At 63.4% G+C, this 24,642-nt stretch carries 27 protein-coding genes and 1 tRNA gene; 18 read left to right on the top strand and 10 right to left on the bottom strand.

What is annotated here, in order from left to right:
- The first annotated feature begins 98 nt into the window (after nucleotides 1-98).
- Nucleotides 99-2,225 (top strand): phage tail tip lysozyme, encoded by a 2,127-nt coding sequence (locus tag NA2_RS21810; RefSeq protein ID WP_008598887.1) that lies wholly within the window; start codon nucleotides 99-101, stop codon nucleotides 2,223-2,225.
- Between the two features lie 3 nt (nucleotides 2,226-2,228).
- Here the strand turns inward: NA2_RS21810 and NA2_RS21640 are convergent, their stop codons facing one another.
- Both NA2_RS21640 and NA2_RS21645 read right to left on the bottom strand, forming a co-directional pair.
- Entirely contained in the window at nucleotides 2,229-3,050 is an 822-nt protein-coding gene (locus NA2_RS21640) for a S1 family peptidase (RefSeq protein WP_008598888.1), read from the bottom strand.
- Between the two features lie 63 nt (nucleotides 3,051-3,113).
- Nucleotides 3,114-3,383 (bottom strand): Arc family DNA-binding protein, encoded by a 270-nt coding sequence (locus NA2_RS21645; protein ID WP_202803257.1) that lies wholly within the window; start codon nucleotides 3,381-3,383, stop codon nucleotides 3,114-3,116.
- 90 nt (nucleotides 3,384-3,473) lie between these two features.
- Here NA2_RS21645 and NA2_RS19270 point away from each other — a divergent pair, with 90 nt between their 5' ends.
- From NA2_RS19270 to NA2_RS19285, 4 genes are read left to right on the top strand one after another with little or no spacing between them, the layout of a single operon-like run.
- The gene (locus NA2_RS19270) at nucleotides 3,474-3,683 is read left to right on the top strand and encodes an Arc family DNA-binding protein (protein WP_008598890.1); all 210 of its coding nucleotides are present in this window, start codon (nucleotides 3,474-3,476) and stop codon (nucleotides 3,681-3,683) included.
- 28 nt (nucleotides 3,684-3,711) lie between these two features.
- The gene (locus NA2_RS19275) at nucleotides 3,712-3,960 is read left to right on the top strand and encodes a hypothetical protein (protein ID WP_008598893.1); all 249 of its coding nucleotides are present in this window, start codon (nucleotides 3,712-3,714) and stop codon (nucleotides 3,958-3,960) included.
- Nucleotides 3,960-4,241: a hypothetical protein gene (locus NA2_RS22065; RefSeq protein ID WP_008598895.1), complete on the top strand. Its 282-nt coding sequence runs from the start codon at nucleotides 3,960-3,962 to the stop codon at nucleotides 4,239-4,241. The genes NA2_RS19275 and NA2_RS22065 overlap by 1 nt, the downstream gene beginning before the upstream one ends.
- Nucleotides 4,228-5,274 carry a tyrosine-type recombinase/integrase gene (locus NA2_RS19285; protein WP_157188326.1) on the top strand — a complete coding sequence of 349 codons (1,047 nt, stop codon included), beginning with the start codon at nucleotides 4,228-4,230 and terminating at the stop codon, nucleotides 5,272-5,274. The genes NA2_RS22065 and NA2_RS19285 overlap by 14 nt, the downstream gene beginning before the upstream one ends.
- 93 nt (nucleotides 5,275-5,367) lie before the next feature.
- Here the strand turns inward: NA2_RS19285 and NA2_RS19290 are convergent.
- Together NA2_RS19290 and NA2_RS19295 are read right to left on the bottom strand one after the other, a co-directional pair.
- Nucleotides 5,368-5,444 (bottom strand) — tRNA-Arg (locus NA2_RS19290).
- Nucleotides 5,445-5,544: 100 nt separating this feature from the next.
- Entirely contained in the window at nucleotides 5,545-6,708 is a 1,164-nt protein-coding gene (locus tag NA2_RS19295) for a M20 aminoacylase family protein (RefSeq protein WP_008598897.1), read from the bottom strand.
- Nucleotides 6,709-7,165: 457 nt separating this feature from the next.
- On the opposite strand from NA2_RS19295, the gene NA2_RS19300 reads away from it, so the two are divergent.
- Entirely contained in the window at nucleotides 7,166-8,263 is a 1,098-nt protein-coding gene (locus NA2_RS19300) for a D-alanyl-D-alanine carboxypeptidase family protein (RefSeq protein WP_008598898.1), read from the top strand.
- 4 nt (nucleotides 8,264-8,267) lie between these two features.
- Nucleotides 8,268-9,368 (top strand): CobW family GTP-binding protein, encoded by a 1,101-nt coding sequence (locus NA2_RS19305; protein WP_008598899.1) that lies wholly within the window; start codon nucleotides 8,268-8,270, stop codon nucleotides 9,366-9,368.
- 99 nt (nucleotides 9,369-9,467) lie between these two features.
- Here the strand turns inward: NA2_RS19305 and NA2_RS19310 are convergent, their stop codons facing one another.
- Nucleotides 9,468-9,698 (bottom strand): sulfurtransferase TusA family protein, encoded by a 231-nt coding sequence (locus NA2_RS19310; protein ID WP_008598900.1) that lies wholly within the window; start codon nucleotides 9,696-9,698, stop codon nucleotides 9,468-9,470.
- A gap of 2 nt (nucleotides 9,699-9,700) precedes the next feature.
- Nucleotides 9,701-10,942 (bottom strand): L,D-transpeptidase family protein, encoded by a 1,242-nt coding sequence (locus NA2_RS19315; protein WP_008598901.1) that lies wholly within the window; start codon nucleotides 10,940-10,942, stop codon nucleotides 9,701-9,703.
- Between the two features lie 425 nt (nucleotides 10,943-11,367).
- Between NA2_RS19315 and NA2_RS19320 the strand changes: the two genes are divergently transcribed.
- The 3 genes from NA2_RS19320 (at nucleotide 11,368) to NA2_RS19330 (ending at nucleotide 13,632) form a co-directional block, all read left to right on the top strand.
- Nucleotides 11,368-12,111, top strand: coding sequence for an amino acid ABC transporter substrate-binding protein (locus tag NA2_RS19320; protein WP_008598902.1), 744 nt, complete (start codon nucleotides 11,368-11,370; stop codon nucleotides 12,109-12,111).
- Nucleotides 12,112-12,229: 118 nt separating this feature from the next.
- Complete coding sequence (locus NA2_RS19325; RefSeq protein ID WP_008598903.1) at nucleotides 12,230-12,904, top strand: amino acid ABC transporter permease; 675 nt, start codon at nucleotides 12,230-12,232, stop codon at nucleotides 12,902-12,904.
- Nucleotides 12,901-13,632 carry an amino acid ABC transporter ATP-binding protein gene (locus NA2_RS19330; protein WP_008598904.1) on the top strand — a complete coding sequence of 244 codons (732 nt, stop codon included), beginning with the start codon at nucleotides 12,901-12,903 and terminating at the stop codon, nucleotides 13,630-13,632. The genes NA2_RS19325 and NA2_RS19330 overlap by 4 nt, the downstream gene beginning before the upstream one ends.
- A 164-nt stretch (nucleotides 13,633-13,796) precedes the next feature.
- Here the strand turns inward: NA2_RS19330 and NA2_RS19335 are convergent, their stop codons facing one another.
- The 3 genes from NA2_RS19335 to NA2_RS19345 form a co-directional block, all read right to left on the bottom strand.
- Complete coding sequence (locus tag NA2_RS19335) at nucleotides 13,797-14,747, bottom strand: acetyl-CoA carboxylase carboxyltransferase subunit alpha (protein WP_008598905.1); 951 nt, start codon at nucleotides 14,745-14,747, stop codon at nucleotides 13,797-13,799.
- Nucleotides 14,748-14,845: 98 nt separating this feature from the next.
- Entirely contained in the window at nucleotides 14,846-15,784 is a 939-nt protein-coding gene (gene xerD, locus NA2_RS19340) for a site-specific tyrosine recombinase XerD (RefSeq protein ID WP_008598907.1), read from the bottom strand.
- The gene (locus NA2_RS19345; RefSeq protein WP_008598908.1) at nucleotides 15,781-15,930 is read right to left on the bottom strand and encodes a hypothetical protein; all 150 of its coding nucleotides are present in this window, start codon (nucleotides 15,928-15,930) and stop codon (nucleotides 15,781-15,783) included. The genes xerD and NA2_RS19345 overlap by 4 nt, the downstream gene beginning before the upstream one ends.
- Nucleotides 15,931-16,139: 209 nt before the next feature.
- On the opposite strand from NA2_RS19345, the gene NA2_RS19350 reads away from it, so the two are divergent.
- Genes NA2_RS19350 through NA2_RS19360 form a run of 3 tightly spaced genes read left to right on the top strand, consistent with a single transcriptional unit; the run spans nucleotide 16,140 to nucleotide 19,164 of the window.
- Nucleotides 16,140-16,763: a shikimate kinase gene (locus NA2_RS19350; RefSeq protein WP_008598909.1), complete on the top strand. Its 624-nt coding sequence runs from the start codon at nucleotides 16,140-16,142 to the stop codon at nucleotides 16,761-16,763.
- On the top strand, nucleotides 16,760-17,902 hold the full coding sequence (gene aroB, locus NA2_RS19355; RefSeq protein WP_008598911.1) for a 3-dehydroquinate synthase: 1,143 nt from the start codon (nucleotides 16,760-16,762) through the stop codon (nucleotides 17,900-17,902). Before NA2_RS19350 ends, aroB begins: the two co-directional genes overlap by 4 nt.
- The gene (locus NA2_RS19360; protein WP_008598912.1) at nucleotides 17,899-19,164 is read left to right on the top strand and encodes an HlyC/CorC family transporter; all 1,266 of its coding nucleotides are present in this window, start codon (nucleotides 17,899-17,901) and stop codon (nucleotides 19,162-19,164) included. Before aroB ends, NA2_RS19360 begins: the two co-directional genes overlap by 4 nt.
- Before the next feature lie 24 nt (nucleotides 19,165-19,188).
- On the opposite strand, the gene NA2_RS19365 is transcribed toward NA2_RS19360, so the two are convergent.
- Nucleotides 19,189-19,470, bottom strand: a complete 282-nt coding sequence (locus NA2_RS19365) for a BolA family protein (RefSeq protein WP_008598913.1) — start codon at nucleotides 19,468-19,470, stop codon at nucleotides 19,189-19,191.
- Between the two features lie 140 nt (nucleotides 19,471-19,610).
- Between NA2_RS19365 and NA2_RS19370 the strand changes: the two genes are divergently transcribed.
- The 5 genes from NA2_RS19370 to NA2_RS19390 all read left to right on the top strand — a co-directional run bounded on the left by NA2_RS19370 (nucleotide 19,611) and on the right by NA2_RS19390 (nucleotide 24,636).
- Complete coding sequence (locus NA2_RS19370; protein WP_008598914.1) at nucleotides 19,611-20,228, top strand: J domain-containing protein; 618 nt, start codon at nucleotides 19,611-19,613, stop codon at nucleotides 20,226-20,228.
- 99 nt (nucleotides 20,229-20,327) lie between these two features.
- Nucleotides 20,328-21,314 (top strand): cobaltochelatase subunit CobS, encoded by a 987-nt coding sequence (gene cobS / locus NA2_RS19375; RefSeq protein ID WP_008598915.1) that lies wholly within the window; start codon nucleotides 20,328-20,330, stop codon nucleotides 21,312-21,314.
- A gap of 12 nt (nucleotides 21,315-21,326) precedes the next feature.
- Nucleotides 21,327-21,674, top strand: a complete 348-nt coding sequence (locus NA2_RS19380) for a GFA family protein (protein ID WP_008598916.1) — start codon at nucleotides 21,327-21,329, stop codon at nucleotides 21,672-21,674.
- A 15-nt stretch (nucleotides 21,675-21,689) separates the two neighbouring features.
- Nucleotides 21,690-23,582 (top strand): cobaltochelatase subunit CobT, encoded by a 1,893-nt coding sequence (gene cobT, locus NA2_RS19385; protein WP_040678682.1) that lies wholly within the window; start codon nucleotides 21,690-21,692, stop codon nucleotides 23,580-23,582.
- 136 nt (nucleotides 23,583-23,718) lie between these two features.
- Nucleotides 23,719-24,636, top strand: coding sequence for an esterase-like activity of phytase family protein (locus NA2_RS19390; protein WP_008598918.1), 918 nt, complete (start codon nucleotides 23,719-23,721; stop codon nucleotides 24,634-24,636).
- The last annotated feature ends 6 nt before the right edge of the window (nucleotides 24,637-24,642 follow it).

Genomic DNA, 24,642 nt, shown 5'->3' on the forward strand with positions numbered 1-24,642 from the left:
GGTCCCCATTCCGAGCCGATTGACATGAACTCTTTGGCGGCACCGCTGGTGAACGGTTTGTCGAACTCTTAGACCGGGGCGCTTCAGGCATCCGCAACATGATCCGGGAGGCCAACGAGTTCGGTCTTGTTCTTGACAAGGACATGATTGCAAAGGCTGACGAGATCGACCGGAAATTCAAGCTGATAAGCACCACGATAAGCACGGGCGTTAAGTCTGCCATTGTGGAAGCAGCAAGCGGACTGTTCTCATTTCTGGATCGCCTCAGTGCGTTCGAGGAACAGCAAACCCGCACCCTTGGCGATCAGCTCAATGACATTGGAAAACGCCGCCTCGAAATAGAAAACGAAATCCTGAAACTCCGCGAGAATAAGGAGACGTCCATTGGCGGAACTCTCTTTGGCACTGCCTACGACAAGCAGATTGAGACCCTTGAGCGCAAAAGTAGGGAACTACACGAGACCGAAAAGCGCATTCTGGATGTTCTGGACGAGCGCAACAAAAAGGCGGGTGATGCTGCCAAGGAAGCCGTTCCGGACATAACGAAACTGAACAGCGCCGTTCAGGGCACGGGAAGCAGCACCAAAGGTGCGGCCTCCGGGCTGAAATCTTATGCTGATGCCATCCGAGCGCTGAAAGGAGAAATCCCGGAACTTGCCGAGCAGCTTGCCGAATTCGATGCCAGGGCAAAAATTGACACCGCCTATAGGGCGGCCATGGCACAGGCCACCACCAAGGAAGAACGGGACGAGGCGACGGGCTTGCGCGATCGCGCTTTAGGCACCATCGGTTCCCCGGTCATGTCGGACGCTAGCAAGCGAACGCCGGGCACTGCGTTGGGGACGTTTTCTGAACTTGCCCCCAAGATTGTCTCCGACCTCATGCGTGATCTTCAGATCACCAAGGAACAAGCAGCGGGCATCGTTGGCAATCTTGGTGGCGAAACAGGCGGCTTCAAGCACATGCAGGAACTCAATCCGCTTGTGAAAGGATCACGCGGCGGGCTGGGCTGGGCGCAGTGGACAGGACCGCGCCGCCGTGAGTTTGAAGCCTATATCGCCAAAATGGGCCTTCCTGCTGATAGCTACGCTGCCAACTACGGAAATTTGCTTCGTGAGTTGAAGGGACCGGAAGGCGCGGCTCTTGCGCACCTTCGGGAGCAAACGACCGTAGAAGGATCAACGCTATCGTTTTTGGACAAGTTCGAGCGTGCCGGCATCCGCCATGAGAAAGGCCGCATCAATTGGGCGAACCGCGCCTATGATCCTGAAGGTGTGGAGCGGAAGGAACTGGAAGCGCAGCAAAAGCAGGAGCAACTTCAGCAGGAAGCGCAGCAGCGCATCAAGCAGCAGGCCGAAGCCTATTCCGACATCATTGCGCAGGCGAAGCAATACAGCGCCGCACAGGCGAATGAACAGCAGGCGCTTTCCATGACGGCACAGGCTGCCGCCGCTTTTCGGCATGAACAGGACATGCTCAATCAGGCCCAGCAAGCCGACCTTCAATTGACGCCCCAGCAACGGACAGAAATCCAGCAATATGCACAGGGCATGGCACAGGCTGAAGCGGCCACCCTTCAGTTTGCCCAGACACAGCAGCAGGCTGCCGAGTTCTCCCAGATGCTGGGCAACAGCGCCATTGATGCCCTGACCGGCATCGTTTCGGGCACCATGTCCGCAGAACAGGCCCTTGCCCAGCTTGGACAGCAATTGCTCAAGATCGCCCTGCAATATCTGCTTCTAGGACAGGGACCGCTTGCCGGCGGCGGTGGTTTCGGCGGTCTGTTCGGGGGCGTTGGTTCGCTTCTGGGCGGCTTTCTGGGGTTTGCGGACGGTGGCCACGTTTCCGGTCCCGGCACCACGACAAGTGACAGCATTCCCGCGATGCTAAGCGATGGGGAATATGTGGTGAATGCCCGTGCCACCCGGAAGCATCTGCCGGTTCTCGAAGCGATCAACAGCGGGAAGGTGCCAGCTTTTGCCACGGGAGGGCTTGCCAGCCGCAACGCCTTCAGCAGCGCCATGACCTATGCGCCCAGCCTGTCGTTCAACATGCAGGGCAGCAGCGGCAACCCCAGACAGGACGCCCGCTTTGCCCAGCAAGTCGCAACTGCCGTGGATAGTGCCTTGAAGGCCAATCAGCCCGATGGCTTCCGTTATTCAGAAAGTCAGCGGCTTGCAAAGTTGGCGGGAGACCTTCGTGGGGCCGGGAGCCGGAATACATGACGGTCAGTTAGGGAAACGATCTAGTAGGATCGGAAACAGGTCGCGGATCATCCGCGCTTTGACACAAAAGCCAAGATTTGTGGGAATTTGTGAAACGCTCACAGGCATTACCGAGGTAGGAACCGGCTTTGCGATGATTTGGCCCTCTGCCGTGTATTGCGGCCCGCCCCAAAGAAGACCGAGAAGGTAAAAACGACCGCCTATAATGATGCCGCCGTCTTTTCCCGAGTAGCTGCCATTGTCAGCGATCATCACTGGCGAGCCAGATGAACCGGGGAAGCACGCGCAATCAATCATAAACTCCGGACGCCCATTGTAATCCCGCGCATATGGTGTTGCAGTTATTCCGCGCCGCACAATGGGTAAATTGTTTGTATTGTCCCACAAGCCGGTTGGATAACCGATCATGAGAATATTTTCGATTGCGGTCAGTGAATTGATGTCGTCGTCAGTGGGTATGTTCTCAGGGCTGAAAGCTCTAAAATAGGCAGGAGTTCCTGCCTTATCCATTTCATTGAGAACTCCCCCGATTGGAAACGCTGCTAAATCGACACCAGGATCAGGATGGCGGACAACTATCTCATCGAACCCGGTTAGTTCCCAAGAATTGAACTGTCCGAAATGCGCTTCTTCCCCGTTAGCACGAGAGACGTAAATTCTGGCTCGATTGGCTCCTTCGACAACATGCTTGTTTGTTATCAGCGTGGTCATGATGCCCTTTCCCGGCACCTCAACATTGAAGAAGAAACCTGTCCCGATAGACTGCCCGCCCGCTGGCGTGAAAGTCTCTATTCGGCTCGTCGTATGCGGTAGTTGATCGAACATAGACACTGCCATCTCCCCCAAACTCGTTGCAACAAATTGCATACTTACACTTTGAGAAAAGCTTTAATGATCTGGCTTGTCTAGCTGGTCCACACGATTGGTCAACGTCGCTAGTTGCGCTTTGACGCTGACCAATTCAGCCCGTAGCTCACCGAATGCCCAATCGGCAATGGCTTCCGTACCTTCCGCCGTTGCTTTTTCAAAGCTCTGTTCCAACCGCAGTCTGATTTCAGCGTTCATAGATCGACCGCCTTGTTTTGCCGCCCTTTCCAGCTTTTCGCGAAGGCTGACAGGCAAACGCATGCTCGTGGCGTCGGATAGTTTTTCAGCCAAGGCAAAACTCCCTCTTGATATGTATTTCATTTAAATGCATATGAATACACGCATTCAAATGAAATACACTTTCATACCGGAGTTATCAGCATGAGCAACCGCCATTCAACCAGCATTCGCCTTCCTATTGAGATCAAAGAGTGGGCCGAAAGTCGTTCGATCCGCAATCACCGCTCCATGAGCGCGGAGATTGTCGCAATCCTGTCTGCCATCCGTGACGGCGAGAAGACCGGCACCGGTTTCGAAGGATTTGCCAATCCGTCCGGTATTCCCGGTGACGTGCCCCTGTTTCCGGCCTGACCGCCCCCAACAACAGGAGAAACCACCAGTGAACACCGATCAGCGCATCGCCGTCATTCTGGACGCGCCCCATGAAAACGGCAAGTGGACTTACACCCTCCGTGTTGCGGACGGTGAGACGGTTCAGTCTGAATGGACGAAATCAATCACTGTTTCCGCTGACTTTGCTGAACGCAAATCGGCCTATGACGAGCTTGTAGCTCTGGCACAGGACGCAACGAAAGATGGCGGTCAGATTATTCCGGTTATCATGCACCCGTTCATTGAGGCTGCATGATGCCTTACAGCACCCTTCACGAACTCACCAAGAGCATGTCCCCCGCGACAGGGGGGCATGGCTTTCTGAAATCAAAGAAGCGGGCAAAACCCAACAAACCCATCTTCACCATCCCGAAAATGAAGCAGGTGGCCAAGCTTGCCGAAGGCATGGGCAAGACGGTTACGACATTCACCGTCAACGGCGATGGGGGCTTCACCCTTGTGGCCAGCGAACCGGGCGCAACGCCTGAAGCAGAGTCCAACGAGTGGGATGAGGTGCTGCCCAATGGTAAAGCATAAGCTCCCCAGATACGTCCACGCCTATAACGACCGGCACGGCAAACAGCGCATCTACTTTCGGAAACCGGGCGCTCCACGAGTGGCCTTGCCCGGTCCGCTCTTCTCTGAAGGCTTCTGGATTGCCTACCATAAGGTACAGGAGGGGCTTCCGGTCGCTACCCCGCAGATTGGAAGCGGTAAGAATAAGGCGGGCACAATAGGCGCGTTGATTGCTGACTATTATGCATCCCCCATGTTCACCGCCCTGAACCCCTCGACGCAACAAACCTACCGCAACCAGCTTGAACGCTTTCGCCTGAAACACGGCGATAAGCGCGTGGCTATGATCCAGCCGAAGCACATAGATATGATCCTTGGCGAGGAAGCCGCGAAGTCACCACCGCTTGCCAGCAACTTACGGAAGCGGCTGGGCACCCTCATGCAATGCGCCGTGAAGTGGGACTACCGGCCTGACAACCCCATGTTGATCGCCAGCAAGGTCAAGTACAAGACGCCCGGCATTCGCACATGGACTGATAATGACATCAAGAAGTATCGTGCCTATTGGGCCGAGGGCACCCCAGAGCGCAGCGCGTTTGAAATCTTGCTCTACACTGGGCTCCGCCGATCAGATGCCGTACGCCTTGGACGCCAGCACATTCAGGATGGGCACATTGTCATAAGCACCAAGAAATCAGGTGAGGTCGTTCAGCTTCATATCCCGATCCACGAAGACTTTGCTGCCTTCCTCGATACGTTGCCCAAGGACCGGTTGCAGTTGATCGCAACGAAGCGGGGCACCGCTCGCAGCAATGATGCCTTTGGTAACTTCATTATCGATGCGGCGCGTAGGGCCGCACTGCCGGCAAAAAGCTCCGCTCATGGTATCCGCAAGGCCGCTTGCCGGATGCTGGCAGAGGCTGGATGCACCGCGCTGGAAATCATGTCCATCACCGGGCATCGGGACATCAAGGAAATCGAACGCTACTGCCGAGCAGCCAATCAGAAGAAGCTGGCAGTGGAAGGCATCAATAAGCTGAAGGGCAAGAAATGAGAACGTCGCCAGAACACAAATTGGCTAACCTCGATCCCCGGTTAGTCAACCGGACCCGTAAAGCATTGAAAAACCAAGCGCCGGTTAAGGATGTGGCGATCCCGACAGGATTCGAACCTGTGACCCTCAGATTAGGAATCTGATGCTCTATCCTACTGAGCTACGGGACCGCATGGCTTCCTCATAGCGGCATGCCGGCGCTTCGCCAAGACGAAATCCGGGCTTTGCATCCGGCAGGCGGTCTGCTGGGCCGCCCGCCGGATGTCGATTTCAGGCGGCCAGGGCCTTTTCCGCCAGGCGCACCCAGTAGCTGACGCCGTGCGGGATGACCTCGTCGTTGAAATCGTAGCTTGTGTTGTGCAGCGCCGCGGTGTCGCCATTGCCGATGAAGATGAAGGCGCCGGGGCGGGCTTCGAGCATGTAGGAGAAATCCTCGCCGCCCATGGTCGGCATCACGTCCGTGTCGACATTGGTCGCACCGGCGATCTCGCCGGCGACGGTGCTGGCGAAAACCGTTTCGTCGGCGTGGTTGAAGGTCACCGGATAATTGGAATCGTACTGGACGTCGACGGTCGCGCCATGGGCGGTCGCCACGCCTTCGCAGATCGCCTTCATGCGCTTCTCGGCCTCCGCATTCACCTCCTTCTTCAGGGTGCGCACGGTGCCCGCCAGTTCGACCTGGTCGGGGATGACGTTGAAGGCGTCGCCGGCGTGGAACTTGGTCACCGAGACAACCACGGAATCGAGCGGGTGCACGTTGCGCGAGGCGATGCTCTGCAGCGCCGTGACGATCTGGCTCGCCGCAAGGATCGGGTCGATGACCGTATGCGGCATCGCGGCGTGGCCGCTGCGGCCCTTGACGGTGATGACGAACTCCGAGGTGGCGGCCATCATCGGTCCCGGGCGGATGGCGAAATGACCGACCGGCAGGCCCGGCATGTTGTGCATGCCGAACACGCGGTCTATGCCGAAGCGCTCCATCATGCCGTCCTTGACCATCTCGTTGCCGCCGCCGCCGCCTTCCTCCGCGGGCTGGAAGATCACCGCGACCGATCCCTTGAAGTTGCGCGTCTCGGCCAGGTACTTGGCCGCGCCCAGAAGCATGGCGGTGTGTCCGTCATGGCCGCAGGCATGCATCTTGCCCGGCACGGTGGACGCCCAGGGCTTGCCGGTGACCTCGGTCATCGGCAGGGCATCCATGTCGGCGCGCAGGCCGATCGCCGGGCCGTCGCCGCGATTGCCCCTGATGATGCCGACGACTCCGGTGCGGCCAATGCCCGGAACGACCTCGTCGCAGCCGAACTCCTTGAGCTTGTCGGCCACGAGCCCGGCGGTGCGGTGGACGTCGAAAAGGAGTTCTGGATTGCTGTGAATGTCGCGGCGCCATCCGGCGATCTCTTCCTGCAACTCGGCGGCGCGGTTTAAAATCGGCATTTAGAGCTTCCTTCAAATTTTTGCCCCGATTGGGGTCTCATGGTCGGCCGGCGGCGGCTTCGCGTAGGCGACCGGTGGGGCGATGCTTGTTGTCGCGGGTTCCCGATCAGGAAATCCCTATGACGGGACCATGCATGATTGCAAGGGTTCTTGCCAAGCGGCTTGGCCGACAAGATGGACGAACCGGCTGTGCCAGGCAGGTTGATCTGTCGAAACGCGGTGGATGCCGGGGTTTGCGGTGCGGGTCGGCCGGAGCGGAGCCTTTGCAAAGCCGCGTGGAAGTGGGTTAAATACAGAAAGCCCGAGAAGATGTCGGCAGAACCCCGTTCTGTCGCCACTCAAGGATAACGGCTTCCCCTGCGGGTGTCGAAAAAGCATCATCAATCCCTGAGAAGGTGCCGTCGGGACAAGGTCTGAGACCAGGATTGCGGATAGGAATATGAGCATTGCAAGACGCATGGCGCCGCTGTTGGCGCCGCTGTTTCTCGGCCTCGGCGCCGGGATCGCACCGGCGGCGGCGGGGCCGTCCATCGTCATCGATGTGGGCAGCGGGAAAGTGCTGTCGCATGAAAGCGCCTTTCAGCGCTGGTATCCCGCCTCGCTGACGAAGCTTATGACCGCCTATGTGGCCTTCCGCGCGGTCAAGGCCGGCGAGATGCAGCTCGATTCGCCGGTGCGCGTTTCCGCCAATGCGGCCAAGGAGCCGCCGAGCAAAATGGGCTATCCGGCGGGGTCGGTGCTGACGCTCGACAATGCCTTGAAGATGATCATGGTCAAGTCGGCCAACGACATCGCCACCTCCATCGCGGAAAGCGTGGGCGGCTCGGAGCGGGCGTTCGCCGGCCGGATGAACGAGGCCGCCAGGCAGCTCGGCATGACCGGCTCGAATTTCGTCAATGCGCACGGCCTTTTCTCGACCGAGCAGTACACCACTGCGCGCGATCTCGCGCTGCTGGTGCGGGCGATCCGCAGGGAATTCCCGCAATACGCCCATTACTTCTCACTGGAAGCCATCCAGGCGGGCGACAAGGTCATGCCGAACTACAACTGGCTGATCGGCCGCTTCGCCGGCGCGGATGGCATGAAGACCGGCTATATCTGCGCCTCGGGCTTCAACCTCGCCTCGACGGCGACGCGCAACGGCCGCACGCTGGCGGCGATCGTGCTGGGCGCCACCTCGCAGGTGACGCGCGGCGAGGAGGCGGCGCAGCTGCTTGCCAAGGGTTTCCAGGCCCAGGCTTTCGCAGCGCCGAGGATCGACGGCATGGCACCCTATGGCGAGGGCCGCAACGTGGCGGTCGACATCCGGCCGCAGGTCTGCTCGCAGGAGGCCGTCAAGGCACGGATGGAGGAACGCGACGACGAGGGCAAGCTGATCGTCCGCTCGCCCTATATCAAGGCGCTGGAGCACGAGCCGCGCCCGGTGGTCGTCGGGCTGGGCGGCGCGACGGGGCCGGAATCGACGGCGCCGCGCTATGCCAATGTGCCGATCCCGACGCCGCGGCCCGACTATCCGCTCGCGACCGCCGTGCCCGCGACCGCCCAGGGCGGCTAGTCCGATGGCGGGCAGGATTGCGCTGACGCTGGTGACCGGCTTCCTCGGCGCCGGCAAGACGACGCTGATCAACCGGCTGCTGAAGGATCCCGCGCTGGCCGACACCGCGGTCATCGTCAACGAATTCGGCGCAGTTGGGATCGATCACCTGCTCGTCGAGCAGTCGTCCGATGGCGTCATCGAGCTTTCTGACGGTTGCCTGTGCTGCACCGTACGCGGCGCGCTGGTGGAGACGCTGGAAGGACTGGGCGCGCGGCTCTCGGAAGGACGCATCGAGCGCCTGAAGCGCGTCGTCATCGAGACGACCGGTCTTGCCGATCCCATTCCCGTGCTGCAGGCGCTGGCCGCCCATCCTGACCTGTCGCAGACCTTCCGGCTCGACGGCGTGGTGACGGTCGTCGATGCGCTGCACGGCCTGCAGACCCTCGATGCGCATGAGGAGGCGGGCCGGCAGGTGGCCGTCGCCGACCGGCTGGTGCTGTCCAAGGTGGAAGACGTGGACGCTGCTGCGCTGGCGGCTCTGATGGCGCGTCTCGACGCGCTGGCGCCCGGCGTGGAGCGTCTCGGCGCGAGGCAGGCGACCGCCCTGCAGATCATCGATTGCAGCATGCTCGATGCGGGCGCGCGCGCGACCGAGGCGATGCGGAGCGGATGCGGGCATGACCATCATCACGGCCATGGCGACGATCACCACCACCATCATCATCACCATCACGGCGTCCACCACGAAGGCGCGGGGTTCGACACGGTGTTTCTCGGCCATGACCGGCCGATGCCGGTCGCGACGCTGGAGAATTTCCTCGACCTGCTGCGCAGCCAGTGCGGCGCGCGGATGCTGCGGCTGAAGGGCATCGTCGAGACGGCGGAGGCGCCGGAGCGGCCGCTGGTGGTGCAGGGGGTGCGCCAGATGCTGCATTCGCCGCGCCGTCTGGACGCCTGGCCGGATGCGCAGCGCGGCGTGCGGCTGGTGATCATCGGCACCGGTCTCGACGCCGGCTATATCGAAGGGCTGTTCGCCGCCTTCACCGGGCAGGCGCGCGTCGACATGCCGGACCGCGCGGCGCTCGAGGACAACCCGCTCGCGATCGCCGGGTTCCGGCGATAGACTCATTCACCGTTTCGTTGAAACGCTGAACAAGCCCAACTCTTCGTTTCTCATGGTTTGTGCGGGCATCGGGTGGTTCCACCCGACCGTCGAGACGCGTCAGCCCCGCTCGACCAGAAAGCGGTGGCCGCCCTCGGCCGCCTGTGTCGAAACAAGCTGGTGTCCGTGCTCGGAGCAGAAGGCGGGAATGTCGATGACCGCAAGCGGATCGGTGGTTTCCAGCCAGATCCGCGCGCCCTGCGCCATGCCTGACAGGCGCTTGCGCGCCTTTAGCACGGGCAGCGGGCAGTTCAGCCCTTTCAGGTCGTAGACCTCGGGATCCGCGGTCACGCTCAGCCGCCGAACATGTTCCACAGGCGGCGGCGCATGGATTTCGGCTCGGCCGCCGGCTGGGCGGCGACTTCCGCCTGCGCCGCGTCGGGGCGCGGGCTCGGAGCGGGAACGGCGCCCGTGGTGACCGGTGCTTCGGCAGACGCCCCGGCAGCGGCCTCGACCGTGTCCGGTACGCCCTGCGGGGCAGGGGGCGTCGTGTAGGCGGAGGCCGTCGCCGCGACGGAGGATGCGGTTGCCGCCGGTGCCGGCTGCGCCGGCGCCGTTGCCGCCACGACGGGCGCGGCGAGGCTCGGCGGCTCACGCGAAACGCGCTCGCCGCGTGCGCGGCGCTTGCTCCAGTCGGCCACCAGCAGCGCTTCCTTGTGGCCGGCGATGCTGGGTGCCGGGCCGCTGGCGGGCTGGGCGCCGAGCGCGGAGGAGAACGCCTTGTCGTACTGCGTCTGATACTGCTGGTAGGCCATGATCAGGGAATCGGGCTGGCTCGTCTGCGGGCAGGCGCCCGTGGGAGAGAAGCTCTGGCCTTCAGGCGCGACCTGGTTGAACACATAGCGCTTCTCGCAGACATCGACCTTCGGCGGGACCTTGGTCAGCTCGAAATGGTCATAGCCTTCCTTGAGCATCTTCCAGAAGTCGTAGTTCGGGTCGCTGCGGTAGCGCGCCATATTCTGCGGCGTCATGCGGAAGGGAAACGCCTGGATCTGGAAGTCCCTCTGGCCGCCCTTGAAGCTGTCGCGCGCGAACGCGTAGATCTGCGCGACCTGGTCGTCGGTCATCGAGTAGCAGCCGGCCGAAGAACATGCGCCGTGCACCATCAGGTGCTGCCCTGTGCGGCCGTTGGCGCGGTCATAGGCGTTCGGGAAGCCGATGTTGAAGGAGAGATAGTAGCTCGACTTCGGGTTCATCTGCGCCGGGCGCACCGTGTAGAAGCCTTCCGGTGCCTGGCGGTCGCCTTCGGTGAATTTCGGACCCAGCTTGCCCGACCATTTGCAGATGTCATAGCTGGCGATCATGTCGTAGCGGCCGTTCTGCTTGGCCTTCCAGACTTCCAGCTTTCCCTCTTCCTTGAAGATGCGCATCATGACGGGCGAGCTCTTGCTCATGCCCTTGGCCTCCATCGCCGTGACGATGCTGGCGGGCAATTGGCGCTCGGCCTTGGGAGCGATGTCCTCAAGCGTTTCGTTGCAGCCGGCCAGCGCCAGCGCTGCCGAAAAGAGAAGTGCGTATTTGATCGGGCGTGTCATGGATGGTGTTCGTGTCCCGCCTTGTTTGGCCCCGCGCGACGATTCTACTACGGTGATCCGCTTATGGAAAATGAACGCTCATGCTTTAGAAATCATTACCCACATCGTTAGGCTTTTCGCCATGGCAGAGGCGCTAGCGCGGCATTCTCTGGTCATTTGTGGCGATTTAACGGTTTCTATTGGACAGGACGGGGGAAGGCAATCCCACGAGGTGCGGGATATTCCTCCCGTCGTCCCCGGAGGCGGTGCCTCTCCATACTTTCTCGAGCGTAATGATTGGGGTTTTTATCCTCATACTCGTACATTATGAGAATGTTATTGCTTTCTAATAGCCTGCTCAGCACTTCCTATAGAAGATCATACTTTATTCCCTATCTTCGCGACACCTCTTCAACCAGATGCGCCGAGGCGCAGCGGAGATCTTTATGCGTAAACTCGTTCTGGCCGCGGCGCTTTTCGCCGCCACCGCTTCCGTTTCCCAGGCAGAGACCATCCGGGTCGGCATGTCGGGCGGTTATTTCCCCTTCACCTTCGTCAAGCAGGACAAGCTGCAAGGCTTCGAGGTCGACGTGCTCGACGCCGTCGCACAGGAGACCGGCGACGAGGTCGAGTATGTCACGATGAGCTTTTCCGGCCTGGTCGGGGCGCTCGAATCGAACCGGATCGACACCATCGCCAACCAGATCACCATCACGCCGGAGCGCGAGGCGAAGTTCGCCTTCTCGCAGCCCTATGTGATCGACGGAGCGCAGGTGGTGGTCAAGAAGGGCAACGAAGGCGAGATCACCGGACCCGAAAGCCTCAAGGGGCGCACGGTGGCGGTGAATCTCGGCTCCAATTTCGAGCAGCTCCTGCGCGATCTGCCCTATGCAGGCGAGATCGACATCAAGACCTATGAGAGCAATCTCGAGCAGGACACGGCGCTCGGCCGGGTCGATGCCTTCGTCATGGACCGGGTCAGCGCCACGCAGGTGATCAAGGAAACGCCGCTGCCGCTGGCGCTCGCCGGCGAGCCTTTCTCGGAAATCCGCAACGCGCTTCCCTTCCGCAACAACGAGGAGGGCAAGGCCCTGCGCGACCGCGTCGATGCCGCGCTGACCAAGCTCAAGGAGAACGGCAAGCTGAGCGAGATCTCGCAGAAGTGGTTCGGAGCCGACATCACGAAGTAGCGATTGTGGACGCAATGGCTGAGCTTCGCTGCCCCTCACCCTCTTCCGTAAGGGGTGAGGGGCCGCAAGACGTAGTATGCTCCCGCCATGCCGTTCCGCCACGAAAGAAGCCAGGCCCGTGAGACCGCTCGATCTTGACTACATGCTGGGGCTCGTCCCCGTCCTTCTGAAATATGTGCCGCTGACGCTCGCCATGGCGTCGGTGGCCATGGTCTGCGCACTGGCGCTGGCCTCGCTGATGGCGATCGTCCGCGTCACGCGGGTGCCGCTGCTCGACGGCTTCACCCAGGTCTTCATCAGCTTCTTCCGCGGCACGCCGCTGCTGGTGCAGCTTTTCCTGTTCTACTACGGCCTGCCGCAGGTGTTTTCCTTCCTGACCGCCATCAACGGCGTGACGGCGGCGGTGATGGGGCTGACCCTGCACTTCGCGGCCTACATGGCCGAGAGCATCCGCGCCGCGATCATCGGCGTCGACCGCTCGCAATGGGAGGCGTCGCTTTCGGTCGGCATGACCACGCCGCAGATGATGCGGCGGATCATCCTGCCGCAGGCGGCGCGCGTCGCCGCGCCCACGCTGGTCAACTATTTCGTCGACATCATCAAGAGCACGTCGCTCGCCTTCACGCTCGGCGTGACGGAACTGATGGGCGCGGCGCAGAAGGAGGCGGCCGGCAGCTTCCTCTATTTCGAGGCGTTCATCCTCGTCGCCGTGATCTACTGGATCATCGTCGAGGCGCTGACGGTGGTGCAGCGGCAGCTCGAGCTCAGGCTCGGAAAGGCGCATGCGCGATGATCTCGGTCAGGGGACTCACCAAGCGCTTCGGCGCCAACACCGTGCTCGACGGCATCGATCTGGAGATCGGGGCAGGCGAGCGGGTGGCGATCATCGGCCCTTCGGGGACCGGCAAATCGACGCTGCTGCGCTCGCTGAACTTTCTCGAAAAGCCGGATGAGGGCCAGATCACTGTCGGCGATGTCAGCGTCGATGCAAAGACCGCGACGGCGGCGGAGCAGCGCGGGCTGCGGCGGCGAACCTCCTTTGTCTTCCAGAACTACGCGCTTTTCGCCAACAAGACGGCCCGCGACAACATCGCCGAGGGCCTGATCACGGTGCGCGGATGGGAGAGGGCGAAGGCGCATGCGCGCGCCGACGAGATCCTGTCGACCATCGGCCTGGCCAACAGGGGAGACAGCTACCCGGCCGCCCTGTCAGGCGGCCAGCAGCAGCGCGTCGGGATCGGCCGCGCCATGGCGGCGGACGCCGAGCTGATGCTGATCGACGAACCCACCTCGGCGCTCGATCCCGAATGGGTCGATGAGGTCCTGCAATTGCTGAAACGCGTCGCCGACGCGCGCCAGACGATGCTGATCGTCACCCATGAAATGCAGTTCGCGCGCGACATCTCCGACCGTGTCCTGTTCATGGATGGCGGGCGGATCGTCGAGCAGGGGCCGCCGGAGGTGATGTTCAGCCGACCGAAGGACCCACGGACGGCCGCCTTCCTGCGCAAGGTGCTATGAGCGGCGCAGGCGCGTGAGGATTGCCGCTCAGGCATGACGAACTGTCGGGATGGATATGGTGCAGGTCACCGGCGTTCGAGACTGACAAGACCGCTCCTGCCATTCGTCATCCTCGGGCCCGCCCCGAGGTTCCATGCCGGAACGGATGATCCCTTGCGCCTGCCTTACAGGCTGCGGCCGATGGCGAGGAATTTCTCGCGGCGGTGCTCGCGGTAGTCCATGTTGCCCGCACCGAGTTCGGCAAAGCCCTTCTCGATCTGCTCGCCGACCGCCCTGATCGTCTCCTCCGGGCCGCGATGCGCGCCGCCCAGGGGTTCGGCGATGATGCGATCGATGATCTTCATGCCGGCGAGGTCCTGCGCGGTGATCTTCATGTTGGTCGCGGCATCCTTGGCGCGCGCCGTGTCGCGCCACAGGATCGAGGCCGCGCCCTCGGGCGAGATCACCGAATAGATGGCATGCTCCAGCATGTAGACATGGTTGGCGGTGGCGATGGCGATGGCGCCACCCGAGCCGCCCTCGCCGATGACGACGGCGATGTTGGGAACCTTCAGGCCGAGCGACACCGAGGTCGAGCGGGCGATCGCTTCGGCCTGGCCGCGCTCTTCCGCGCCGATGCCGGGATAGGCGCCCGTCGTGTCGACGAGGCTCACCACCTTGATGCCAAAACGGTCGGCCAGTTCCATCACACGCACGGCCTTGCGATAGCCCTCGGGCCGGGCCATGCCGAAATTGTGCCGCAAGCGGCTTTGTGTGTCGTTGCCCTTCTCCTGACCGATGACGGCGACGGATTCGCCGTTGAAGCGGGCAAAGCCGGCGATGACGGCCTCATCCTCGCCAAAAGCCCGGTCGCCGGCCAGCGGCGTGAACTCGGTAAAGAGCGCGTTGACATAGTCCATGCAGTGCGGCCGGTCGGGGTGGCGGGCGACCTGCGCCTTCTGCCACGGGGTCAGGGCGCGGTAGATCTCGCTCAGCGCATCCTTGGACCGCTTTTCCAGGCGGGAAATCTCGTCGGCGACATCCACGGCTTCGCCGGCCTCCGCCAGCTTCTTCAGCTCGAGAATCTGGCCTTCGAGATCGGCAACCGGTTTTTCAAAATCGAGATAATTGTACATTCACTCGCCAAATCGGACACGGGATGCGGGATGGAAGCATCTCACGGTTGAACACGGGCCTGCCGCCGTAAACGACGCTCCACATAACGATGATGGAGCTAATCGGCAAGCGGATGGTGCTTTTGGACCAGCTCCGTCAGGCGTTTTTCGAGCACGTGGGTGTAGATCTGCGTGGTCGAGATGTCCGAATGGCCGAGCAGTTCCTGCACCGCACGCAGGTCCGCGCCGTTCTGCAGCAGATGGCTGGCAAAAGCATGGCGCAGGACGTGTGGGGAGATTTTCGCCGCGGCAATGCCGGCGCGGGCGGCCACCGCCTTGAGGTCGCGGGCAAAGACCTGGCGGGGCAGATGGCCGCTCTCGGAGCCGGCGGGAAACAGCCAGGGGCTTTCGGCCAGCGCCGCGCGGGTGGCGCGTTCCTTCAGCCAGGCCTGCATGGCGGTCCTGGCCTTGGCCGACAGGGGCACGATGCGCTCCTTGCCGCCCTTGCCGCGCACGGCGAAGAAGCGTTCGTCGCGCAGCGCCACGGTGACCGGCAGGCCGACCAGCTCGGAGACGCGCAGGCCAGAGGCATAGAGGACCTCGAGCAGGGCGTGGAGGCGCAGCGCCGCGAGATGAGCGGGGGTTCCGGGGGCGTGTTCGCCGGTCTCCGCGGCGGCTCTTTCCAGGAGCGCTTCCGTTTCTGTCTCGCTCAGCGTCTTCGGAAGGGGGCGGGCCTTCTTCGGGCTGTCGAGCACGCCGGTCGGATCGTCGGCGCGCAGACCCTCTGTGTAGAGGAAATGAAAGAACTGGCGAAGCGCCGAGAGTTTCCGCGTCTGGGTCGTCGCGGCGAACCCTTGCGCCGAGAGCGTCGCCAGAAAGGCGCGCAAATCGTCGGGCGTCGCGTCCGCCAGCCTGTGACCCGCCTGCGCGGCGTGAGCGGCGGCGTCCTCGAGGTCGCGGCGGTAGGAGGAAAGCGTGTTGTCGCTCGCGCCGCGCTCGGCAGCCATCATCTCGAGAAAGGCCTCGATGCGCGCGGCGCTGGAGACGGGGGACATCATTGGGGCGGGTTCAGCTTTTCGGCCGGAACGCGCACGCTGATCTCGGCGGTCTGCGGCTCGACAAATGCCACCAGCGCCAGCATGGAACCATAGACCAGCCCCGCCAGGACGGCGATGATCACGATGAGCCGAAATAGCGTCGGCATTTGTTGTTTTGCCCCGGTCTTGCTGTCTTTATGCCCCGTCCCGTTATGGGACGCGTACCCGTTGATTGCAAGTCCGGGACCAGTCGGGAGGTAGGCCGGGCGGTACAGGCGCGCGGCTGCGGGCCGAAGACTTGCCGCAGCCGTTCCACGCCCGGACGGCTTGACGGACCGGGGCTTTTGTGTCGAAACCGGCAGACAAAGGCGCGATCATGACTGTCACTGACATTGCCGCACGTTTCGACCTCGCGACGCTTGGCCAAAGGCTGGGCGCGCGGTCCGTCGTCTTCGTCGGGCTGATGGGCGCCGGCAAGACGGTCATCGGCCGGCGCGTCGCGGAAATGCTGGGCATGCCCTTCGTCGACAGCGATCACGAGATCGAGGCAGTGTCGCGGATGACGGTCGCCGATTTGTTTTCCGCCTATGGCGAAGCCGAGTTCCGCGCGCTGGAGCGGCGGGTGATCGCCAGGCTGCTCAAGACCGGGCCGCGGGTCGTCTCGACCGGGGGCGGGGCATTCGTCAATCCGGCCACCCGGCGCGCCGTGGGACGGCGCGGCATCTCGGTCTGGCTTAAAGCGGACCTGCCGACGCTGGTCGAGCGGGTCGGACGCAAGACCACGCGGCCTCTGCTGGTCGACAACGATCCGGCAGAGGTCCTGAACCGCCTGATGGAGGAGCGCTATCCGCTCTATGCGGAGGCCGACACCGTCATTCACTCGCGCAACGAGCCGAAGGATCTCATCGCCGGCGAGGTGATCGCGGCGCTCGATGCCTATCTCGAGGAGGAAGCCCTGAAACAGAAGAGCGGACAGAAGCCGGACGGAGGGGCCCGATGAGCCGGGCCCCGATCAGCGAAACGATGACGGCGCCGGTCACGGTCGGCGTCTCGCTGGGCGACCGTTCCTACGACATCCTCATCGGCCCGGGTCTGGTGGCGAAGGCCGGCGCGGAACTCGCCCGGCGGCTGCCGGGCGTCCGTGCCGCCATCGTCACGGACGCGAATGTCGCCGCGCATCATCTGGAGGCCTTTCAGGCGAGCCTGTCGGCTTCCGGCGTCGATGCGCAGCCGATCGTCGTGGCGGCGGGCGAGAAGTCGAAGGGCTTCGACACGCTGCAGGAGGTGGTATCGGGCATTCTCGAGGCGCGGCTCGAGCGGGGCGATGCGGTCGTCGCGCTCGGCGGCGGCGTCGTCGGCGATCTGGCGGGTTTCGCCGCCGGCATCGTGCGGCGCGGCATGCTTTTCGTCCAGGCGCCCACCTCGCTGCTGGCGCAGGTCGATTCGTCCGTCGGCGGCAAGACCGGGATCAACACCCCCCATGGAAAGAACCTGGTCGGCGTGTTTCACCAGCCGCAGCTCGTGCTGGCCGACACCGACGTGCTCGACACGCTGCCGGCGCGCGAGTTCCGGGCGGGCTATGCGGAGATGGCCAAGTACGGGCTGATCGACCGGCCGGATTTTTTCGCCTGGCTCGAGAAGAACTGGCAGGCCGTGTTCGACGGCGGCGATGCCCGTGTCGAGGCGATCGCCCAATCCTGCCGGGCGAAGGCCGCGGTGGTTGCGCGCGACGAGCGCGAGGCGGGCGACCGGGCGCTGCTCAATCTCGGCCACACGTTCGGCCATGCGCTGGAGGCGGCCACAGGCTATGACGGCAGCCGTCTCGTGCATGGCGAGGGGGTGGCGATCGGCATGGCGCTGGCGCATCGCTTCTCGGCCCGGCTGAACCTGGCGAGCCCGGACGACGCGGCCCGCGTCGAGGCGCATCTGTCGGCGGTCGGCCTGCCGACGAAGCTCTCCGACGTGCCGGGCGGCCTGCCTGGCGCGGAGCGGCTTCTGACCTATATCGCGCAGGACAAGAAGGTGGCGCGCGGCGCGCTCACCTTCGTGCTCACGCACGGCGTCGGGCAATCCTTCGTCGCAAGGGATGTCCCGTCCAGCCAGGTCCTTGCCTTCCTAGAGGAGAGTCTCCGCCCATGACGCCCGAAATCTGGATCACCGGCGGCATCATCGTCGGGCTGATCGTCATGTCTTTCCTCTTCTCCGGCACGGAGACGGGCATGACCGCCGTGTCGCGCGCCAGGCTGCACACGCTGGAGGCGAACGGCGACCACCGCGCGACGCTGGTCAGCCGGCTGATCATGCGCCGCGACCGGCTGGTCGGCGCGCTGCTGATCGGCAACAACCTCGTCAACATTCTCGCATCGGCGCTCACCACGAGCCTGTTCCTCCAGCTTTTCGGCGATGCCGGCGTGCTCTATGCGACGGTGGTGATGACGGTCCTCTTGGTGATCTTCGCCGAGATCCTGCCGAAGTCCTGGGCGCTTGCCCGGCCGGAGCAGTTCGCGCTCACCGTGGCGTCCTTCGCGCGCGTCGTCGTCGGCCTGTTCGGCCTGCTCTCCTCGCTCGCCAACGCCATCGTGCGCATGATCCTGTCGGTCTTCGGCGTCAACCTGCTGAGTGGCGAATCCATGCTTTCGGCGCATGAGGAACTGCGCGGCACCGTCGAGGTCCTGCATCGCGAGGGCGCGGTGGTGAAACAGGACCGCGACCGGGTGGGCGGACTGCTCGACCTGCATGAGCTGGAAGTTTCCGACGTGATGATCCACCGGACCAACATGCGCTCGGTCAATGCCGACGAGGCGCCGGAGATGGTCGTCCGGGAGATCCTGCAAAGCCCCTATACGCGCATCCCGATCTGGCGCGGCTCGACGGAAAACATCGTCGGGGTGGTGCACGCGAAGGACCTGCTCAGGGCGCTCGGCGACGTGGAGAACGACTACAGGAAGATCGACATCGGCAAGGTTGCCTCCAAGCCGTGGTTCGTGCCCGACACTACGACCCTGCAGGACCAGCTCAACGCTTTCCTGCGCAAGAAGGCGCACATCGCCATCGTCGTCGACGAGTACGGCGAGGTGGAGGGGCTGGTGACCCTGGAGGACATCATCGAGGAGATCGTCGGCGACATTTCCGACGAGCACGACGTCGAGGTCCAGGGCGTCAAGCAGGAGGCGGACGGCTCGATCGTCGTCGAAGGCTCGGTTCCGATCCGCGACCTGAACAGGGCGCTCGACTGGGACCTGCCGGACGAGGAGGCGACGACCATTGCGGGGCTCGTCATCCACGAGACCCAGACCATTCCCGAGGAGAAGCAGGCCTTCACCTTCTTCGGAAAGCGCTTCATCGTCATGAAACGCGACAAGAACCGCATCACGAGGCTGCGGATCAGGCCGCTGGCGTAATCCCATACGCCCGGCGCGGCGGCCTCACCAGCGCGTCGGCTCTCCCGGTGCTGCCGGTTCGATGGCGAGGGCGTGGACGGTGTCCTTCAGTTCCTCGGCCAGGAGGTCGTTGACGGCGCGGTGGCGGGCGAGCCGGTTCATGCCGGAGAAGGCACCGGCGACGATGCGGACGCGGAAATGCGTCTCGCCCGTGCCGTCGAAATGCTCCTGATGGCCGGCATGCAGGTGACTCTCATTGATGACGGCGAGCCGTTCGGGCGAAAAAGCTTCCGTCAGCTTGGTTTCGATCGCGGACTGGATGGACAATCGGGCCTCCTGCTACCATATGGGGGAAACCCCCTTTTCCGATTCAAAGCGCTAGTTCGAACATTGGCGAAAAGTCAATTCTTGTATCGCAGCGGCGAGCCGCCATACTTCCCTACTGATTTGGTGTCACGCGGTCCGATATGAAACCCTACTCGAAATATTTCGAGAAAATCCGCATCCGCCCCGATCCGCAGGCGGAGGCGAAGACGCGCGCGCCGAGTTGCCAGTGGGACGGCTGCCAGGAAGCGGGCCTGCACCGCGCACCCGTCGGCCGGCACAGGGAAGGCGAGTACTTCCGCTTCTGCGTCGACCATGCGCGCGAATACAACAAGAATTACAATTACTTCTCCGGCCTGAACGATGGCGAGGTGGCACGCTACCAGAAGGAAGCGCTGACCGGACATCGCCCGACATGGAAGTTTACCGGTGGCAGCGCTGCGAAGGCCGCGGCCGATTATTCGACGCTGCGTTCCGGCCGGGCCGGCTATCACAACCGGATGGGCGACCCGTTCAACCTGTTCGGCGGCCGGCGCGAGACGGAGCAATCGCGCCAGCGGCGCCTCAAGCCGCTTGAGGCCAAGGCGCTGGAAACGCTGGGCCTCGGCGCACAAGCGACTGGCGCAGAAATCAAGGCGCGCTATAAGAGCCTTGTGAAGCGTCACCATCCCGATGCGAATGGCGGCGACCGGGGCTCGGAAGACCGGCTTAGAAGTGTACTCGAAGCCTATCGGCTGTTGAAGCAGGCGGGTTTGTGTTGAAGCCGGCCTCTGCTAGAGGCTTCCAGTGAAGTCTGCTAAGACGCTCCGGAAAAAACCAGTTCAAGCGATGCAGGCACGGGCCTGGCCGCTGGAGGCATGATGAACAAGATTGACCGCGATATCGCCAATTTGCCCGATACGACCGTTTCGGTGAAAGACACGTTCGGCTTCGAGTCCGACATGGTCGTACCGGCCTATTCCGTGGCCGATTCCCATGTGCCGGACGTCGATCCCGACTACCTGTTCGACAAGCAGACGACGCTCGCCATCCTGGCAGGCTTCGCCCACAACCGCCGCGTCATGGTCTCCGGCTATCACGGCACCGGCAAGTCGACCCATATCGAGCAGGTCGCGGCGCGCCTCAACTGGCCCTGCGTGCGCATCAATCTCGACAGCCATGTCAGCCGTATCGACCTCGTCGGCAAGGACGCCATCGTCGTCAAGGAAGGCAAGCAGGTCACCGAGTTCAAGGACGGCATCCTGCCCTGGGCCTACCAGCACAATGTCGCGCTGGTGTTCGACGAATACGACGCCGGCCGCCCGGATGTGATGTTCGTCATCCAGCGCGTGCTGGAATCGTCCGGCCGCCTGACCCTGCTCGACCAGAGCCGCGTCATCCGTCCGCACCCCGCCTTCCGCCTGTTCGCGACGGCCAACACGGTCGGCCTCGGCGATACGACCGGCCTCTATCACGGCACGCAGCAGATCAACCAGGCGCAGATGGACCGCTGGTCCATCGTCACGACGCTGAACTACCTGCCGCATGACGACGAGGTGGCCATTGTCCAGGCGAAGGCGAAGCACTTCCAGAACGCCAAGGGCAAGGAGATCGTGTCGCGCATGGTGCGCGTCGCGGACCTCACGCGCTCGGCCTTCATGAACGGCGATCTGTCCACCGTGATGAGCCCGCGCACCGTCATCATGTGGTCGGAGAATGCCGAGATCTTTGGCGATGTCGGCTTCGCCTTCCGCCTCACCTTCCTCAACAAGTGCGACGAGCTGGAGCGGGCCGTGGTGGCCGAGTTCTACCAGCGCGCCTTCGGCGAGGAGCTTCCCGAATCGGCCGCGAACGTGGCCCTGAGCTGAAAGGACGGAGCGATGCGCTATCAGGGAGGATGCCATTGCGGCGCGGTGCGCTACAATGTCGAGGTGGATCTCGCCAGTCCGATCACCTGCAACTGTTCCTATTGCGGCAAGCGGGGCAGCGTCCTCGCCTTCACGCAGGCGGACAACTTCACGCTTGAGAAGGGCGCGGAAAGCCTGACGGAGTATCGCTTCAACACGAAGACGATCGAGCACCTGTTCTGCTCGGCCTGCGGCATGGAATCCTTCGCACGGGGGACCATGCCCGACGGGACGAAGATGGCCGCAGTCAACGTGCGCTGCCTCGACGGGGTCGATGTTGCCGCGCTCAGCATCCAAGAGGTCGACGGCCGCTCGCGCTGAGGCGGCCCGAAAACGATGCCCGTGAGCCAATCGAACCGCAAGTCAGGACAACCCAACGAAGCGCCGCTCGACCCGTTCAAGCGGGCCGTGACGGCCTGCATGCGTGCCGTGTCGGGCGATCATGAGCTCGATGTCTCCTTCTCCAAGGACAAGCCGGCCCTGACCGGCAGCCGGGCACGCCTGCCCGACCTGCCGAAGAAGCCGACCGGCGACGCGCTGACTGTCACGCGGGGCATCGGCGATTCCATGGCGCTGCGCCGCGCCTGCCACGACGCCAACCTGCACCGGCGCCTCGCGCCGGAAGGCAAGGAGGCGCGGGCGATCTTCGACGCCGTCGAGCAGGCCCGCGTCGAGGCGATCGGCGCACGCGCCATGCAGGGCATGGGCGACAACCTCGCCGCCATGCTGGAAGACAAATACAGCCGCGCCAATCTGGCCGAGGTCTCCGACAAGGCCGATGCGCCACTTGAGGAAGCCATCGCCCTGATGGTGCGCGAGAAGCTGACCGGGCGCGCGGTGCCGAGGAGCGGCGAGAAGATGGTCGGTCTCTGGCGCGACTGGGTGGAGGACAAGGCGGCCGGCGATCTCGACGCCCTGACCGGACGGATCGAGGACCAGGACGGGTTCGCCCGCGCCGTCCGAGATCTCCTGACTTCCATCGACCTCGGCGAGGAACTGGCCGAAGAACAGCAGACCGACGAGAGCGACGACGACAGCGACGCGCCGGAAACGCAGGAGCAGACCGAGGAAAGCCAGGAAGACGATTCCGGCGGCGAGGAAAGCGAAGGCGAGGAAACGGGCGGCGAGAGCGAGGATACCGAGACCGGCGAGAGCGAGGCGGGCGACACCACCGCCGAGGACGTGTCCGAGGACGACGAGCTGGATTCGGAAACGCCGGGCGAGGCGCGCCGGCCCGACCACCCGTTCGACCAGGCGGCGCGAGAGATCGACTACAAGGTCTTCACCACCGATTTCGACGAGACGGTCGGCGCCGAAGAATTATGCGACGAGGAAGAGCTGGACCGCTTGCGCGCCTTCCTCGACAAGCAGCTCGCCAATCTGTCGGGCGTCGTCGGGCGGCTCGCCAACCGGCTGCAGCGCCGCCTGATGGCGCAGCAGAACCGCTCCTGGGATTTCGATCTCGAAGAGGGCGTGCTGGACACGGCACGGCTCGTGCGCCTGGTCATCGACCCGATGCAGCCGCTCTCCTTCAAGCAGGAGCGCGACACGAATTTCCGCGACACGGTGGTGACGCTGGTGCTCGACAATTCGGGTTCCATGCGCGGCCGGCCGATCACGGTGGCGGCCACCTGTGCCGACATCCTGGCCCGCACGCTCGAGCGCTGCGGTGTGCGTGTCGAGATCCTCGGCTTCACCACGCGGGCGTGGAAGGGCGGGCAGGCGCGCGAGAAATGGCTGAAGGACGGCAAGCCCGCCAGCCCCGGCCGCCTCAACGACCTGCGCCACATCATCTACAAGAGCGCTGATGCCCCCTGGCGGCGCGCCCGGCGCAATCTCGGCCTGATGATGCGCGAGGGCCTGCTCAAGGAGAACATCGACGGCGAGGCGCTTCTGTGGGCGCATCAGCGGCTCATCGCGCGGCCGGAGCAGCGCAAGATCCTGATGATGATCTCCGACGGCGCGCCGGTCGACGATTCCACCTTGTCGGTCAATCCCGGCAACTATCTGGAACGGCACCTGCGCGGCGTCATCGAGCTGATCGAGACGCGCTCGCCGGTCGAGCTGCTGGCCATCGGCATCGGCCATGACGTGACGCGCTATTACCGCCGCGCGGTGACCATCGTCGACGCGGAGGAACTGGCCGGCGCGATGACCGAACAGCTCGCCTCGCTGTTCGAGGAGGAAGGCGCCAAGCGGGGCGGCGCGGCGATGCGGCGTGCGGGCTGACTGGCACTTCTTTCGCAGGCCCTTCCCCGGCTGGTTCGGGCGGAATGCCCGTCGGCGGTGTCTGATGCGCTCGTGGCTGGCTGCCCTTGTATTCACCCTCCCGGCTCCGGCACTAGCCCAGGACGCCGCTATCCCGATGGCGGTCAACAGCACGCCGATCGAGCATTTCGCCATCGGCTCCCGCGAGACTCGATTCGGCCCGCTGGAATTCGTCGGCGGTCTTTCCATGACCTCGCCGGTCGATCATTTCGGGGCCTTCTCCTCGTTCCGCTTTTCCCGGCCGGGTGCCAATTTCATCGGCGTGGCCGACACCGGCTTCTGGTTCTTCGGGCATGTTACACGAGACATGATGGGCAAGCCGGTCGGCTTCGAGAATTTCAGCATGCAGCCCATGGTCGACGGCAACGGCCTGTCGACGCGCGAGAAATGGACCACCGACGCGGAGGGCATCGCCCTGAAGGACGGGGTGGCGACGGTCAGCTTCGAGCGGGTGCAGCGCATCGCTGAGTTTCGCGTCGAGCGCGACGCGATGGCGGCGGCGGTCGCCGACATCGATTTCCTCGTCCCGCGCCATGAATTGCGCACCAATCGCGGCTTCGAGACGCTCGCTTATGCGCCGGAGGGCGGCCGGCTCGGCGGCGCGCGCGTCGTGGTGGCCGAGCGCAGCATCGACGCGAACGGCAATTGCTTTGCGGCGATCCTCGAAGGGCCGCACAAGGGCGTCTTCGCCGTGACGCGCAGCGACGGGTTCGATATCACGGACGGTGCGTTCCTGCCGGACGGCGACCTGCTGCTGCTCGAGCGGCGTTTCGCGCTGGCCGAGGGCGTCGCCATGCGGCTGAGGCGCATCGACGGGGACACGATCGTTCCCGGCGGCCTGGCTGATGGCCCGGTGCTGTTCACCGCCGACATGAACTACCAGATCGACAACATGGAGGCGCTCGACGTGTGGATGCGCATCGATGGGGCGACCATGGTGTCGATCATGTCCGACGACAACCACTCGCTGCTGCAGCGCAATCTCTATCTGGAGTTCCGGTTGGTCGAGGATTGAGGGGCC

This window comes from Nitratireductor pacificus pht-3B (genome assembly GCF_000300335.1).
In the GTDB taxonomy this organism is placed as follows: domain Bacteria; phylum Pseudomonadota; class Alphaproteobacteria; order Rhizobiales; family Rhizobiaceae; genus Nitratireductor; species Nitratireductor pacificus.